At 61.7% G+C, this 15,686-nt stretch carries 14 protein-coding genes; all 14 read left to right on the top strand.

The annotated features are described in order from the left end of the window. Positions 1–54: 54 nt before the first annotated feature. The 14 genes from phaeop14_RS05385 to phaeop14_RS05315 all read left to right on the top strand — a co-directional run bounded on the left by phaeop14_RS05385 (position 55) and on the right by phaeop14_RS05315 (position 15,583). The gene (locus tag phaeop14_RS05385) at positions 55–3,177 is read left to right on the top strand and encodes a valine--tRNA ligase (protein ID WP_096788969.1); all 3,123 of its coding nucleotides are present in this window, start codon (positions 55–57) and stop codon (positions 3,175–3,177) included. Positions 3,178–3,452: 275 nt separating this feature from the next. Next, positions 3,453–3,746 carry a DUF1330 domain-containing protein gene (locus phaeop14_RS05380; protein ID WP_040173031.1) on the top strand — a complete coding sequence of 98 codons (294 nt, stop codon included), beginning with the start codon at positions 3,453–3,455 and terminating at the stop codon, positions 3,744–3,746. Between the two features lie 42 nt (positions 3,747–3,788). Then, positions 3,789–4,340, top strand: coding sequence for a tellurite resistance TerB family protein (locus tag phaeop14_RS05375; RefSeq protein ID WP_040178004.1), 552 nt, complete (start codon positions 3,789–3,791; stop codon positions 4,338–4,340). Further along, complete coding sequence (locus tag phaeop14_RS05370) at positions 4,337–4,777, top strand: tellurite resistance TerB family protein (protein ID WP_014879681.1); 441 nt, start codon at positions 4,337–4,339, stop codon at positions 4,775–4,777. The genes phaeop14_RS05375 and phaeop14_RS05370 overlap by 4 nt, the downstream gene beginning before the upstream one ends. Next, positions 4,774–5,559, top strand: a complete 786-nt coding sequence (locus phaeop14_RS05365) for a phosphate/phosphite/phosphonate ABC transporter substrate-binding protein (RefSeq protein WP_096788968.1) — start codon at positions 4,774–4,776, stop codon at positions 5,557–5,559. Before phaeop14_RS05370 ends, phaeop14_RS05365 begins: the two co-directional genes overlap by 4 nt. Before the next feature lie 269 nt (positions 5,560–5,828). Continuing rightward, positions 5,829–6,608: an ABC transporter ATP-binding protein gene (locus phaeop14_RS05360; protein ID WP_096788967.1), complete on the top strand. Its 780-nt coding sequence runs from the start codon at positions 5,829–5,831 to the stop codon at positions 6,606–6,608. A gap of 36 nt (positions 6,609–6,644) precedes the next feature. Further along, a complete protein-coding gene (locus phaeop14_RS05355) occupies positions 6,645–7,355 on the top strand; it encodes a transporter substrate-binding domain-containing protein (RefSeq protein WP_096788966.1) in 711 nt (236 codons plus the stop codon). 113 nt (positions 7,356–7,468) lie between these two features. Then, complete coding sequence (locus tag phaeop14_RS05350) at positions 7,469–8,350, top strand: ABC transporter permease (RefSeq protein WP_076619744.1); 882 nt, start codon at positions 7,469–7,471, stop codon at positions 8,348–8,350. Further along, complete coding sequence (locus phaeop14_RS05345; protein ID WP_096788965.1) at positions 8,347–9,153, top strand: ABC transporter permease; 807 nt, start codon at positions 8,347–8,349, stop codon at positions 9,151–9,153. Before phaeop14_RS05350 ends, phaeop14_RS05345 begins: the two co-directional genes overlap by 4 nt. A gap of 160 nt (positions 9,154–9,313) precedes the next feature. After that, positions 9,314–10,633, top strand: a complete 1,320-nt coding sequence (locus phaeop14_RS05340) for a glutamine synthetase family protein (protein ID WP_096788964.1) — start codon at positions 9,314–9,316, stop codon at positions 10,631–10,633. A gap of 93 nt (positions 10,634–10,726) precedes the next feature. Further along, positions 10,727–11,407 (top strand): type 1 glutamine amidotransferase, encoded by a 681-nt coding sequence (locus tag phaeop14_RS05335; protein WP_040177999.1) that lies wholly within the window; start codon positions 10,727–10,729, stop codon positions 11,405–11,407. Further along, positions 11,407–12,765 (top strand): glutamine synthetase family protein, encoded by a 1,359-nt coding sequence (locus phaeop14_RS05330; RefSeq protein WP_040177998.1) that lies wholly within the window; start codon positions 11,407–11,409, stop codon positions 12,763–12,765. Before phaeop14_RS05335 ends, phaeop14_RS05330 begins: the two co-directional genes overlap by 1 nt. 114 nt (positions 12,766–12,879) lie before the next feature. Further along, positions 12,880–14,190, top strand: a complete 1,311-nt coding sequence (locus phaeop14_RS05325) for an NAD(P)/FAD-dependent oxidoreductase (protein ID WP_096788963.1) — start codon at positions 12,880–12,882, stop codon at positions 14,188–14,190. Between the two features lie 172 nt (positions 14,191–14,362). Further along, a complete protein-coding gene (locus phaeop14_RS05315) occupies positions 14,363–15,583 on the top strand; it encodes a DegT/DnrJ/EryC1/StrS family aminotransferase (protein WP_096788961.1) in 1,221 nt (406 codons plus the stop codon). Positions 15,584–15,686 lie beyond the last annotated feature (103 nt).

Here is a 15,686-nt window from a genome sequence, read left to right as displayed (position 1 = left end):
CACCATTCGGTATGGGATGACCCGATCAGACAGATACGCAGGCAGGACATTCCGATGGCGATGGACAAGACATTTAACGCAGCCGAAGCCGAAGCCCGGCTTTCCGAGGCCTGGGAGAAGGCAGGCTGTTTCCGCGCAGGCGCAAATGCCAAGCGCAGCGAAACCTACAGCGTTATGATCCCGCCCCCAAACGTCACCGGCGTCCTGCACATGGGCCATGCCTTCAACAACACACTCCAGGACATCCTAATCCGCTGGAAGCGCATGCAGGGCTATGACACGCTCTGGCAGCCCGGCACCGACCATGCCGGCATCGCCACCCAGATGGTGGTGGAGCGTGAGCTGGCCAAGGACGGCAAGAAACGCACCGACTTCTCCCGCCCCGAGTTCCTTCAAAAAATCTGGGAATGGAAAGAGCAATCCGGCGGCACCATCATCAACCAGCTGAAGCGTCTCGGTGCCTCCTGTGACTATGACCGCACCGCCTTCACCATGGCAGGCGCGCAGGGCGACACCCGCACCGGACACGAGAATTCCCCGAATTTCCACGACGCCGTCATCAAGGTCTTTGTGGAGATGTACAACAAGGGTCTGATCTACCGCGGCAAGCGGCTGGTGAACTGGGATCCGCATTTTGAAACCGCGATCTCCGACCTTGAGGTGGAGAATATCGAGGTTGCGGGCCATATGTGGCACTTCAAATACCCGCTCGCCGGTGGCGCCACCTACACCTATGTGGAGAAAGACGAAGACGGCAACGTCACGCTGGAGGAAGAGCGCGATTATATCTCCATCGCCACCACCCGCCCGGAAACCATGCTGGGCGACGGCGCGGTGGCGGTGCACCCATCGGACGAGCGTTATGCCCCCATCGTGGGCAAGCTGGTCGAAATCCCGGTCGGCCCCAAGGAACACCGCCGCCTGATCCCGATCATCACGGATGAATACCCGGACAAGGATTTCGGCTCTGGCGCGGTGAAAATCACCGGCGCCCATGATTTCAACGACTATCAGGTCGCCAAGCGTGGCGGCATTCCGATGTATAACCTGATGGACACCAAGGCGCATATGCGCAGCGACGGCGCGCCCTATGTAGAAGAGGCCGCCAAAGCACAAGCCATCGCCAATGGTGAGGCAGAATTCACCGAAGCCAGCATCGCCGCGATGAACCTGGTGCCGGAAGAATACCGTGGCCTGGACCGTTTCGAGGCGCGCAAACGCGTGGTCGCCGATATCACCGCCGAAGGTCTCGCCGTGATGCAGACCGTGACCAAAACGGTGAAGGATGAGGACGGCAACGAGAGCGAAGTCTCCGAAACTGTGGCCTACGTTGAAAACAAGCCGATCATGCAGCCCTTTGGCGACCGCTCCAAAGTGGTGATTGAGCCGATGCTGACCGACCAGTGGTTCGTGGACGCGGCGAAGATCGTCGCCCCGGCGCTGGACGCGGTGAAAGACGGCACCGTCAAGATCCTGCCGGAGAGCGGTGAGAAGACCTATTACCACTGGCTGGAAAACATCGAACCCTGGTGCATCTCGCGCCAGCTGTGGTGGGGCCATCAGATCCCGGTTTGGTATGGGCCGAAAAAGGCAGAAGTTACCGAGGACGGACGCCAATCATATACGATTGGTGCTGGCGACCTCCAGCGTTTCTGCGCTTCCTCTGAAGAAGAAGCTCTTAAGCTTGCGCTCGAGTATTATGGCCGTGACGCAGTTGTTCTGGAAACATTCGGCGCAGCGCGAGAGGATTTTGAACAGAAGTTTGGCGCTGCGTCCATCATTACAGCCATTCAGCAATCTCTGGACCCGCAAACTTCCAAAGAAAGAAAAGTTGCGTTGTTCCGCGACCCCGACGTCCTCGACACCTGGTTCTCCTCCGGTCTCTGGCCGATTGGCACGCTGGGCTGGCCGGAAGACACCGCCGAGATGCAGAAGTACTTCCCGACCTCTACCCTGGTGACAGGTCAGGACATTCTGTTCTTCTGGGTTGCGCGGATGATGATGATGCAGCTGGCGGTTCTGGATCAGGATCTGCCGGTCGAAAAGCGCATCCCCTTCGACACCGTCTACCTCCATGGCCTCGTCCGCGATGCCAAGGGCAAAAAGATGTCGAAATCCACCGGCAACGTGGTCGATCCGCTGGAGATCATCGACGAATACGGCGCCGACGCGCTGCGCTTCACCAATGCGGCGATGGCCAGCCTTGGTGGCGTGCTGAAGCTCGATATGCAGCGCATCGCGGGCTACCGCAACTTTGGCACCAAACTGTGGAATGCGGTGAACTTCGCCCATTTCAACAACGTCTATGACGCCGAAACCCCGGCCTATGCCTGCCCCGACGCCAAGGCCGCGGTGAACCAATGGATCATCGGCGAGACCGCCAAGGTCCGCGTGGAAGTGGATGCCGCCCTGGACGCCTACCGCTTCAACGATGCGGCCCTCGGTCTTTATGCCTTTGTCTGGGGCAAGGTCTGTGACTGGTATATCGAACTCAGCAAACCGCTGTTCAACTCTGATGATGAGGCGGTGATCGCCGAGACCCGCCAGACGCTTGGCTGGGTGCTGGACCAGTGCATGATCCTTCTGCATCCGATCATGCCCTTCATCACCGAAGAGCTCTGGGGCAATACCGCCAAGCGTGACACCATGCTGGTGCATGAAGACTGGCCGACCTATGGCACCGAATTGGTCAACGCCGATGCGGACGCCGAAATGAACTGGGTGATCACCGCGATTGAGAACATCCGCTCCACCCGCGCGCAGATGCATGTGCCCGCCGGTGCCAAAATCCCGATGGTGGTGACAGAATTCTCCGATCAGGCGCGCGCCGCCTGGGAGAAGAATGAGGCGATGATCCAGAAACTTGCGCGGATCACCACGCTGGAGCAGGTTGAGACCTTCCCCAAAGGCTGCGCCTCCGTGGCGGCCCCCGGTGCGTCCTTTGGCCTGCCGCTGGCGGATGTGATCGACGTGGATGCTGAAAAGGCCCGTCTGGAGAAAACCCTCGGCAAACTCGCCAAGGAGCTGGGCGGCCTGCGTGGGCGTCTGAACAACCCTAAATTTGCCGCCTCCGCGCCGGAGGAGGTCGTCGCCGAAGCTCGCGAAAACCTTGCCCTGCGCGAGGAAGAAGAGGCCAAGATCAAAGAGGCGCTGGCGCGTCTGGCTGAAATCGGCTGACCGCCTATAATAACGGGGCAAGCCACTGGTATCATTACCGGCTTGCCCCAAAAACCGCGCATTGGACAGTGCCGCAGACCGCTGGTGCTTCTGCGCAGCGCCCCAAGGGTGCCGTCACATCTGCGCTAAATCTGCGCAAATCGGCCCATTGGCTGAACGGTCCCGTCAAATCTTCCGCATAAGGGGAAAAACCGCGCAATGCGGTCATTGCCTTTGGCCCGGTTCTGTATCAGCCTGTGACAACAGCTTGATATCCGCGCCAGAAAGGACCCCCCATGCCCAAAGGATACTGGGTCGCCCATGTCGACGTTGATGATATGGACCGCTACAAGAACTATGTTGCGGCCAATGCGGCCCCCTTTGCCGAATACGGCGCCAAATTCCTGATCCGTGGCGGCCCCAAAGAGGTCCGCGAGGGCCAGACCCGCGCCCGCACCGTGGTGATCGAATTCAAGGATTTTGCCACCGCCAAAGCCTGTTACGACTCCGTCGCCTATCAGCAGGCCAAGGCGCTGCGCGATCCGGTCTCCACCGGCGATATGGAAATCATCGAAGGCTACGGCGACTAGGGCCTGCTTGGTTCTGGACGCGCTCAAGGGTAGAATAGTGCCATGCTGAAAAAACTGTTTCAGGTCTTTCGACCGCAAAAGACCCCCGCCCAGCCGGACCCCGATGCCGAGCTGGCGCTTGGCGCGCTGCTGGTGCGGGTGGCGCAATCAGACCGGGACTACCAGCTGGAAGAGATCAGCCTGATCGACCGCATTCTGGCCCGTCTCTATCAACACGACGCGATTGAGGCGGCAAAGGTCCGCGCCGCCTGCGAAAAACTGCACGCCGCCGCGCCGGAAACCGACACGTTCGGTCGCCTGATCCGCGAAACCACCGGGCTTGAGGAACGGCTCGCAGCGCTGGATGCGCTTTGGGAGGTGGTGTTGGCGGATGGCCATGAACACCCCGGCGAGATGAAGATCGTCGAGGACGCACGCAAGGCGATGGGCCTCTCCAAGGCCGACAGCGACACCGCCCGCGCCCGCGCGCAGGGCAAACTCCTTGGCCCGGAGCAGGGCGTGGCCGCAGGCCAGCCAGCCACAGAAAGCACGCTTGCAGGCGCCACCACGGTATCGCCCACCCCCGACCCGTCAGATAAGGAGCCGCAGCCATGATCAAGGAACTGCTTGGACGACTGCTGGCCCCCGCGCCGGAGCCGCTGGACGATGGCGATGCGCGCCTTGCCCTTTGCGCCCTTCTGGTGCGGATTGCGCGGTCTGATCACAATTACTCCGACGATGAGCGGGACCGGATCGACCGGATCCTGCGGGCGCGCTACGATCTCGACCTGGGCGGCGCCATCCTGCTGCGCGAACAGGCCGAGGCGCTGGAGGCCGAGGCCCCCGACACCGTCCGCTTTACCCGCGCGATCAAGGACGCCGTTGCGTATGAAAACCGCATGGCCGTGGTCGAAGCCCTGTGGCAGGTGGTGCTGGCCGATGGCAAGCGTGACGCGGCCGAGGACGCGCTTCTGCGCCTGTCTGCCAGCCTCCTGGGGGTCAGCGATGTTGACAGCGCCCGTGCCCGTCAACGCGCGGAGGCCAGCTCATGATCGCCAGTCTGGCGATGTATGACCGCCCCGAAACCGCCCCTGCCCTGGATGCCCTGTGGCAGGCGATCCGCACCGAACTGGCCGCGGCTTCCATCGACGCGCCGGAAACCCTCACCCGTGGCGGCGATCTCTGGTCGATCTGGTCCGATTCGGAGCTGCTGCTGGCGCAGACCTGCGGCCTGCCCTACCGCACCCGTCTCTATGAGCAGGTCACTCTGGTTACAACGCTGGATCACGGCGTCGCGGACTGCCCGCCGGGGCACTACAACAGCGTCTTCATCGCCCATCGCAACCGCGCAGGCCATAGCCTTCGAGAGATCGCTGGCGGCAGCTTTGCCTATAATGAGGCGCTGTCGCAATCCGGCTGGGCCGCGCCGATGCTGCATCTGCGCGACCTCTCCCTCCTCCCCGGCAGCCTGTTTCAATCCGGCAGCCACAGCGCCTCCGCCCGTGCGGTGGCCGAAGGCACCGCCGATTTCGCCGCCCTTGATGCGGTCAGTTGGGCCTTGATGCAGGCGCATGATGATTGGGCCAAGGATCTGGTCGAAGTGGCGCGGACACCGCCAACGCCGGGCCTGCCGCTGATCACTGCCAGCAGCCGTGATCCGGCCCCCCTTCGCACTGCTGTCGCGCAGGCTGTCGCCAATCTGGATGATGACCACCGCAATACCCTGCATCTGAAGGGTGTGAGCGAGATCCCACCGGGCGCCTATCTGGCAGTACCGACACCACTCGGTCCGGTGCTGACCGAGCAATCCATCCGCCAGCAGGCGGCAGGCTGACCCACCCGACCCCTCCGCTCGGGCCTGCGCCGGAGCGGAGACCACATCCCCTACAACCGCGCCGCGACCTGCCCGGTGCGGATACCCACTCGACAGGGCTGGCGCAGAGGTCGGCAGAGGCCCCACTGGTGAACAGTCCAAGGACAATTTGATCAGATTATCCGCCAAAATGCCAATTTCCTCGCGTGCCTTCTCGGTTTGCACGTTGCATCCGCTCTTTTTTTCGGTCCAATAAGGACGAATTCAACGACAATTGGACGAGAGACACCTTGACCGACACAACGCCAGTTCTGGAAATCCGCGGCCTGCACAAGTCATATGGCGAGCTGGAAGTGATCAAAGGTGTCGATATCACCGCCCACCGCGGCGATGTGGTTTCCCTCATCGGATCCTCCGGGTCGGGCAAGTCCACTCTGCTGCGCTGCTGCAACCTGCTGGAAGACAGCCAGGAGGGGGATATCCTCTTCAAGGGTGAGCCGATCAACTGGTCCGGAACCGGCCTTGCCCGGCGTCCTTCTAATGCGAAACAGGTGCTGCGCATCCGCACCAACCTGTCCATGGTGTTCCAGCAGTTCAATCTCTGGGCGCATATGACCATTCTGCAAAACGTGATGGAGGCCCCGCTGACCGTCCTCGGTCGTGACCGCGCCGAGGTGGAAGAGGCCGCCCGCAAATACCTCACCAAAGTGGGGATCGGCGACAAATGTGATGCCTATCCGGCGCAGCTCTCCGGCGGCCAGCAGCAGCGTGCAGCCATCGCACGCGCGCTTTGCATGGAACCTGAGGCGCTGCTGTTTGACGAACCCACCTCCGCCCTCGACCCCGAGCTGGAGCAGGAGGTGGTCAAGGTGATCAAGGATCTCGCCGCTGAAGGCCGCACCATGATCATCGTGACCCATGACATGAACATGGCCGCAGATGTCTCCAGCCACATCGTGTTTCTGCACAAAGGCCTGATCGAAGAAGAAGGCAGCCCGGACGAAGTCTTCGGCAGCACCCGATCGGAACGTCTGCAAGGCTTCCTTGCCTCCACGCGTCACGGCAAATAACCACCAACAAAAACCAAACCAAACGGGAGTAACCTCATGAAATCTCTTATCCTCGGCACCGCAGCCCTGGCCCTCACTGCGGGCATCGCAATTGCGGACACTGTGCGTCTGGGCACCGAAGGCGCCTACCCTCCGTATAACTTCCTGAACGATGACGGTCAGGTTGACGGTTTTGAACGTGAGCTGGGCGACGAGCTGTGCAAGCGCGCTGAGCTGGACTGCGAATGGGTCACCAACGACTGGGATTCGATCATCCCCAACCTGCTGTCCGGCAACTACGACACCATCATCGCCGGCATGTCGATCACAGCCGAGCGTAAGGAAGTTGTGAACTTCACCACCGGCTACACCCGCCCGTCGCCCTCCGCCTATGCGGCGATGTCGGCTGATGTGGATGTGAACAGCGCCGTGGTGGCAGCTCAGGCCTCCACCATTCAGGCCGCCCATGTCGCCTCCACCGGTGCCACCCTGGTTGAATTCCCCACTCCGGATGAAACGGTTGCCGCTGTGAAAGCAGGCGAAGTGGACGCGGTCATGGCCGACAAGGACTTCCTGATCCCGATCGTGGGCGAAACCGAGATGGAATTTGTCGCAGATGACGTCCTCTTGGGCGACGGTATCGGCATGGCGTTCCGCAAGTCCGACGACGAGCTGCGCGGCAAGTTCGACGTGGCCATCGAATCGATGAAGGCAGACGGCTCCCTGAACGCTCTGCTGGAAAAATGGGAAATCGAAGGCCAGTTCTGAGCCCTCGCAGCATCCTGATATCAAAGAAGGGGGGCGCCATGCCCCCCTTCACCCTTGACCGGTCCCGGCCCCATCGGTGCCCCTGACCCGTCCCTGTCCGAACGAGGCCCGCCATTTTCTCCTTTTGCTCTGATCCGGCCAGCCTGGAGGGTTTCCAGTGGCTGAGCTGTTACCTGACCACCGGCAAGCATTTTGCTTTCTACGCCTCCTTCGGGACGGTGCTGCTGCTTCTGGCCGTCACCGCCCCGGCGGCGCTGGCGTTTGGCTTTGGCGGCGCCATGGCTGCACGCGCGCAATTCGCGCCGCTCTCCTGGCTGGGCAAGGCCTATATCGCAGTGGTGCGTGGCGTGCCGGACATCGCATTCTTCCTGTTCTTCGTGATCGCATTGGATCAGGGCATTGAATATCTGCGCCATCAGGTGAAATGCCCCGACTGGGACGCGCCGGTACGGCAAGGCAATGACTTTGTTGTCTGTGACATTGCCAAGATGCCGCTCAGCTCCTCCGATCAGTGGATCCACGAGGTCTACGGCTTCTCGCTTGCGGTGGTGACCTTTGCCATCGTGTTCGGCGCCTTTGCGGCCAATGTGCTGTTTGGCGCGATGCGGGCCGTGCCCCGCGCCCAGATTGAAACCGCCGAAGCCTATGGCATGACCCATCGCCAGGCCTTCTGGCGCATTCTGGTGCCGCAGATGTGGACTTATGCGCTGCCCGGCCTGTCGAACCTGTGGATGGTGCTGATCAAGGCCACGCCGCTGCTGTTCCTGCTCGGGGTCGAAGATATTGTCTACTGGGCGCGTGAGCTTGGCGGCTCCAAGACTGCCCGCTTCACCGATTACCCCCATGGCGACTGGCGGATGTGGTACTTCCTCGGCCTGCTGGTGTTCTACCTCGCGTTTACCAAACTCTCCGAGGTGGTGCTGGAGCGCATCCGCACCCGTCTGTCCCATGGGCAGGCCACATTGGCAGGCGAAGCCCAAAGGAAAGCGTCATGAGCTGTTTCCAGACCCTTCAGGATTACGGCCTGCGCGCACTTGGCATCGGCGAACGCATGTTGCCCCGCAGCGATTTCACCCTCTGCGACCAGTTTGTCCTCATCGGCTCGGGCATGCTGTGGAACATCTACTTCGGCGCCATCGCCGTCGTGATCGGCTTTGTCATCGCCAATGGCGTGGCACTGGCCAAGAATTCCACCTCAACACCGCTGCGCAAAACCGCTGAATGGTTCATCTTCATCTTCCGTGGCTCGCCGCTGTTCATTCAGTTCTTCTTTGCCTACTTCCTGTTCCTGCAGCTGAAGTCGGTCTCGCCAATCTTCAATCCGCTGTCGGCGGCCTGGCTTGGCGCGCTGATCGTGCTGATCCTCAACACCGCCGCCTATTCCGCCGAGATCTTCTACGGCGCGCTGCGCTCGATCCCCAAGGGCGATATCGAGGCGGCAGATGCCTATGGGCTGTCGGGCTGGACCCGCTTTCGCCGAATCATGTGGCCAACAATGATGCGGCTGGCCTGGCCCTCCTACACGAACGAGGCGATCTTCCTGTTCCATGCCACCACCCTGGTGTTCTTCTCCGGGTTCCCGGCCTGGCAACAGCGCGGCGATGCGCTCTATTACGCCAGCTATTTCGCGGATAAGACGTTCAACCCCTTCGTGCCCTACCCGATCCTGGCCTTCTACTTCATCCTGCTGACGCTGGTGGTGATTGGCATCTTCGGCGTGATCAACACCCGGCTGAACGCCCATCTGCCGCAGGAAAAACGCCGCAAGATCCGCTACAGGCCTAACCTGATCCGCTGATCAACTCTCTGGAACCCAGCAACCCAAAGGCGCCCACTGCGGCGCCTTTTTCTTTGCCCTTTCGGTGCCTGTGATCGGGCCAACAAAACTTTTGATCAAATTTTCTTTGCGTCTTGCGGATCCTGCTTTAGTAATGGGGCAATCAACTAGGGAGCCTCCGATGGATCTGTCTCATCTGCGCACTATCCGCATTGCCGCCTGTGACCTGAACGGGCAGATGCGCGGCAAGCGTATGCCCGTTGGGCTGGCAGACAAGCTGGCAGATGGCGCCGCACGGATGCCGATCTCTACCCTCAACGTCGACCTCTGGGGCCGCGATGTCGAAGACAACCCGCTGGTGTTTGAGACCGGCGACGCCGATGGCGTGATGCTGCCAACCGAACGTGGCGCCGTCCCGATGCCCTGGCTGGCCAACCCATCCGCGCTGGTCCCGATGGCAATGTACTGGGAAGACGGCCGCCCCTTCATGGGCGACCCACGTCATGTGCTGGCCGATGTGCTGACCCGCTACCAGCAGCGCGGCTGGCGCGTTGTCGCCGCCACCGAGATGGAGTTCAGCCTGCTGGATGACAGCGGCGCACAGCCCGCCCCGCCCATCGACCCGCTCACAGGCCGGGAGCTGGATCAGCAGTCGGTCCTGTCGGTCGCGGAACTTGATGCCTTTGATGCGTTTTTCACCGATCTCTATGAAGGGTCAGAGGCGATGGGCATTCGCGCCCAATCCGCCATTTCGGAGGCGGGGCTGGGCCAGTTTGAAATCAACCTCAACCATCAGGATGCCATGCGCGCCGCCGATGATGCCTGGCTGTTCAAGGCCTTGGTCAAAGGTCTGGCCCGCAAGCACGGTTTTGCCGCCACATTCATGGCCAAGCCCTATGCCGAAGAGGCTGGAAACGGCATGCATGTGCATTTCTCGGTCGAGGATGAGGACGGCAACAATATCTTCAACGATGGCACCGAACGCGGCTCGGATCTGCTGATGAACGCGGTGGCCGGCTGCCTCACCGCGATGCCCGCCAGCACGCTGATCCTGGCCCCACACGGCAATTCCTACGACCGGCTGGTGCCCGGCGCCCATGCCCCGGTCAGCGCCGCCTGGGCCTATGAAAACCGCACCGCCGCAATCCGTATCCCCGGCGGCAGCCCCAAGGCGCGCCGCATCGAACACCGGGTCGCAGGCGGCGATATCAACCCCTATCTGATGCTTTCCGTGGTGCTCGGCGCGGCGCTCGCCGGGATCGAGGATGGCGCCACGCCCCCGGCCCCGTCCGAGGGCAACATCTATGAGATTGACGGGTTGCCGCAGCTGGCCCCCGACTGGAACGCCGCGATCGACCTCTTCGACAGTGACCCGCTGATCGCGCGGATCCTGCCCGACCGGGTGATCCGCAATCTGGTGATGATGAAACGTCAGGAGCTGGCAGGCTTTGCCGAGCGCCCGGCGGAGAGCCATTGGCTGTCCTGGCTTGAGGCGGTATGACATCAGCCTGTCAAAGCCCACAACGCTCTGCATCAAGCGCTTGCCTGAGTTGCGGACCTCGGCTAGGCTTAATTTGATCAAATTTGGTGACCCATGAAAATTGGTATTCTGCAAACCGGCCACGCGCCCGAAAACCTGATCGGCAACTCGGGCAACTATGACCAGATGTTCCGCAACCTGCTGGCCGACGGCGACTTTGACTTTGACACCTACGCGGTGGTCGACAACGTCTTTCCCAGCGGCGCCGACGCAGCAGACGGCTGGCTGATCACCGGCTCCAAACATGGCGCCTATGAAGATCACGACTGGATCCCCCCGCTGGAAGAGCTGATCCGCGAGATCCACGCCCGCAAACAGCCACTGGTCGGCATCTGCTTTGGCCACCAGATCATTGCGCAGGCACTTGGCGGCAAGGTTGAGAAATTTGCCGGCGGCTGGGCCGTCGGCCCGGTCACCTATCAGATGGATGGCAAGCCGCTGCGGCTCAATGCGTGGCATCAGGATCAGGTCACCGCCCTGCCCGAGGGCGCGCGGGTGCTGGCCGGAAATGACCACTGCAAGAACGGTATCCTCGCCTATGGCGATCACATCTGGACCCTGCAACCGCATCCCGAATTCGCCAGCAGCTTTGTTGGCGGCCTGATCGACAGCCGCGGACGCGGCGTGGTGCCAGATGCGATCTTGGATGCCGCCAGCACAGAATTACATCACCCGGTCCAATCGGGTGAAATCGCAACCTTCCTCAATGCCTTCTTCAAGAAAGAGAGGACCTGATGTCAGCCTGGCTCGACACCCTTCCCGAAGCTGCAAAAACCTATCTGGAGGGCCGTCGTCTCGACGAGGTTGAATGCATCATCTCGGATCTGCCGGGCATCGCCCGGGGCAAGGCGGTGCCAGCGTCGAAATTTGCCAAGCAGGATTATTTCCACCTGCCCGACAGCATCTTCTACCAGACCATCACCGGCGACTGGGCCGAGGCAGCGGATGACGATGGCTGGATCGAAAAGGACATGATCCTGAAACCGGACATGTCCACCGCCACCGCCGCCCCATGGACCGGTGACTGGACGCTGCAAGTCATTCACGACGCCTATGACCGCGATCACAAACCAATCCCCTTCAGCCCGCGCAATGTGCTGAAACGGGTGGTGCAACTCTATCATGATCGCGGCTGGGATCCGGTTGTGGCACCGGAAATGGAGTTCTTTCTGGTCGCCCGCAACACCGATCCCGCGCGCGGGATCGAACCAATGATGGGCCGCTCCGGCCGTCCTGCCGCCGCCCGCCAGGCCTATTCCATGACCGCTGTGGACGAATTCGGACCGGTGATCGACGACATCTATGATTTCGCCGAACATCAGGGCTTTGAAATCGACGGCATCACCCAGGAAGGCGGTGCCGGGCAGCTGGAAATCAACCTGCGCCATGGCGATCCGGTGAAGCTGGCGGATGAGGTGTTCTACTTCAAACGGCTGATCCGCGAGGCCGCGCTGCGCCACGATTGTTTTGCCACTTTCATGGCCAAGCCGATTGCCGATGAACCCGGCTCTGCCATGCATATCCATCACTCGATCATCGACATGGAGAGCGGCGACAATATCTTCTCCGGTCCACAGGGCGGTGAGACGGATGCGTTTTACCACTTCATCGGCGGATTGCAGAACCACCTGCCCGCCGGTCTGGCGGTGATGGCGCCTTATGTGAATTCCTATCGCCGCTACGTGAAGGAACAGGCGGCGCCGATCAATCTGGAATGGGCGCGCGACAACCGCACCACCGGCATCCGGGTGCCCCTCTCCGGCCCCGAAGCGCGGCGCGTGGAAAACCGCATCGCCGGCATGGACTGCAACCCCTACCTTGGGATCGCATTGTCCCTGGCCTGTGGTTATCTCGGCCTCACCCGCGAGGAACGCCCCCGCAAGCAGTTCAAGGGAGACGCCTACGCCGGTGACGGCGATATCCCCCAGGTGATGGGGCAGGCGCTCGATCTCTTTGAGGAAGCCACAGACCTGCATGAGGTGCTGGGGCCGGAATTTGCCCGCGTCTATTCCATCGTGAAACGCGCCGAATATGACGAGTTCCTGCAGGTTATCTCCCCCTGGGAGCGGGAGCATCTGCTGCTGAACGTCTAACATTCTCAGCGCTGGCGTCTTGGGAGATGTCAGCGCTGGTGAGTATTTATGGAAAGATGACAGGCAGTTGCGCTTCGCCGCATAGGCGGCACCTGCCGGGGATTGAGGTGTGCCATGGCGTTGAACCTGCTTTACTCCAATGACCGCAAGGGGACCTATCCCAACAGCTGGTACGCCGCCACCGCCACCCCGCTCGCGCCCTTTGCCCCCTTGCAAGGTGATGCCCGCGCCGATGTCTGCGTTGTTGGCGGCGGCTACACCGGCCTCTCTGCCGCATTGCATCTGGCGGAGGCCGGGCGCTCAGTCATCCTGCTGGAGGCCAACCGTGTCGGCTTTGGCGCCTCGGGCCGCAACGGTGGTCAGCTGGGCAGCGGCCAGCGCATGGAGCAGGATGGGCTGGAAAAGCTCATGGGCGATGCCGACGCCGCCAAACTCTGGTCCTTGGCTGAGGAGGCCAAGGATCTGGTGAAATCCCTGATCACCCGCCACGACATCAACTGCCACCTGAAACCCGGCATCGCCCATGCCTGTTTCTCCAAAGCGGAAGTCGACGACGAACATCGCTATGTCGAGCATCTGCAAAACCGCTATGGCTACGGTGAGATTTCTGCGCTGGACAAGGCCGGGCTGGAGGCGATCTGCCCCTCGCCTGCCTACGTTGGCGGCTCGCTCGACACCGGCGCGGCCCATCTGCACCCGTTGGCCTATGCCCTCGGCCTCGCCCGTGCCGCCGCAGCAGCCGGGGTACAGATCTGCGAGGGCAGCGAGGTTCTGGACATCGGAGACGGCGCGCAGATCCGCCTGCGCACCGCCGAAGGGCAGGTCACCGCCGACCATCTGATCCTGGCCTGCAACGGTTATCTCGGCGGCCTCAACCGGCAGGTGGCCGCGCGGGTGATGCCAATCAACAATTTCATCGCCGCCACCGAACCTCTTGGCGAGCAGGCCGCCCGTGTCTTGGCCCGTGATGTGGCGGTGGCGGATAGCAAATTCGTGGTGAACTACTTCCGGCTCAGCCATGACGGGAGATTGCTGTTTGGCGGCGGTGAGAGCTATGGCTACCGCTTCCCCAGCGATATCGCCGCCACCGTGCGCAAGCCAATGACGGAGATTTTCCCGCATCTGCGTGATGTGAAGATCGACTACGCTTGGGGCGGCACCTTGGCCATCACCATGAAACGGATGCCCTATCTGGCCCGGCTTGCCCCGAATATCCTCAGCGCATCGGGCTATTCCGGCCATGGCGTCGGCACCGCCACCCACGCCGGTCAGCTGATGGCGCGCGCCATCGCCGGTGACGGCGACGGGTTCGATACAATGTCCCGCGTGCCTGCCCCCGCCTTCCCCGGCGGCGCGGCCATGCGCAGCCCGCTGCTGGCCTTGGCCATGACCTGGTATTCGCTGCGCGACAGGCTGGGTATCTAAAGATCCTGCAAAGCGCCCGCCAATGCGGTGCGCTCCCTCTTGCCCCCGCACAGACCCAAAGCAACAGTTTCGTGAAATTCGTCGCCAAAACCCGCCAGTCCGTCCGGGGGTGCTTGGCATTTGCCCATAGACCTTTTATATTTTTGAAAAGGTAACTTCAGGATTTTGAAATATGAGCCAGGCATCCCCGTCGCAGGTCCCGAATGTCCATCAGGCAGAACCCATCCCGGAGGCCGCGCGCGCCGCGATTGAGGCGCTGATGCAGTCTGGCGATCTGTTTCGCTATACCGCGCCGCAGGATGCGCCCGTCGCCCTGCTGGAGGAGGAATTTGCCCAGCTCCTTGGCAGCAAATACGCGCTGGCGGTGTCGTCTTGCTCGGCGGCCCTGTTCCTGTCACTGAAGGCGCTGGACCTGCCCCGTGATGCGCGCGTGCTGATCCCCGGTTTTACCTTCGCGGCGGTCCCCTCCTCCATTGTGCATGCCGATTGTGTGCCGGTGCTCTGCGAGGTGGGCGCGAACTATCGCATCGACATGGCTGACTTCGAGGCCAAGCTGGACGATGTGCAAGCCGTGATCATCAGCCATATGCGCGGCCATACCTCCGATATGGATGCGATCATGGCACTTTGTCAGGCGCGCGACATTCCGGTGGTCGAAGACGCCGCCCATTCACTGGGCACCACCTGGCATGGCCGCAATATCGGCACGCTCGGCGCCATCGGCTGTTTCTCCTTCCAGTCCTACAAGATGATCAACGCCGGCGAAGGCGGCATTCTGGTCACCGATGATGCCGATTTGGTAGCCCGCGCGGTGATCATGTCCGGCGCCTATGAGCACAATTGGAAAAAACACAAAGCCGCGCCGGGGGACAACACCGGTGCTCTGGAACAGGCCTTTGCCAAGTGGCAGAACCAGCTGCCGCTCTATAATCTGCGGATGAGCAACCTTTCCGCTGTGGTGATCCGTCCGCAACTGCCGGAACTGGCCCGCCGGGTTCGCGACGGGCTGAAGAACCACGATTATGTGGCCGATCAGCTGAACCGCTCGCCACATATCGACGTGCCCGCACCGCTGGCACCAGAGCAGCGCGCCCCGGATTCGATCCAGTTCAATCTGGTTGATATGAGCCATGATGAGATCACCCGCTTTGCCGCCGCAACCGAGGCACGGGGCGTCAAGGTGCAGATCTTCGGCCGTTCAGCAGACAATGCCCGCGCCTTCTGGAACTGGCAGTTCCTGCGCGATATCCCGGAGCTGCCGCAAACCCGCGCCATGCTGATGCAGGCCTGCGATGTCCGCCTGCCTGTGCGCCTCAGCCGCGACGAGCTCGATGTGATTGCGGGCATTCTGCTCTCTGCGATGGAAGACACCATGGGCGCGGCCGCCGCCTGATCCTGCTGCACAGGTCAGACAGACCGCTAAGGCGCGCTATATCCGGCGCGCCTTTTTAATCTGAGGGCGGGAGGAAACCGGCGAATTCCCGACCGCAGCCCGC

The organism is Phaeobacter piscinae, assembly GCF_002407245.1.
GTDB classification, from domain to species: domain Bacteria; phylum Pseudomonadota; class Alphaproteobacteria; order Rhodobacterales; family Rhodobacteraceae; genus Phaeobacter; species Phaeobacter piscinae.
The sequence above is the reverse complement of the archived record's forward strand: the minus strand, read 5'-3'. Positions and strand labels throughout refer to the sequence as shown.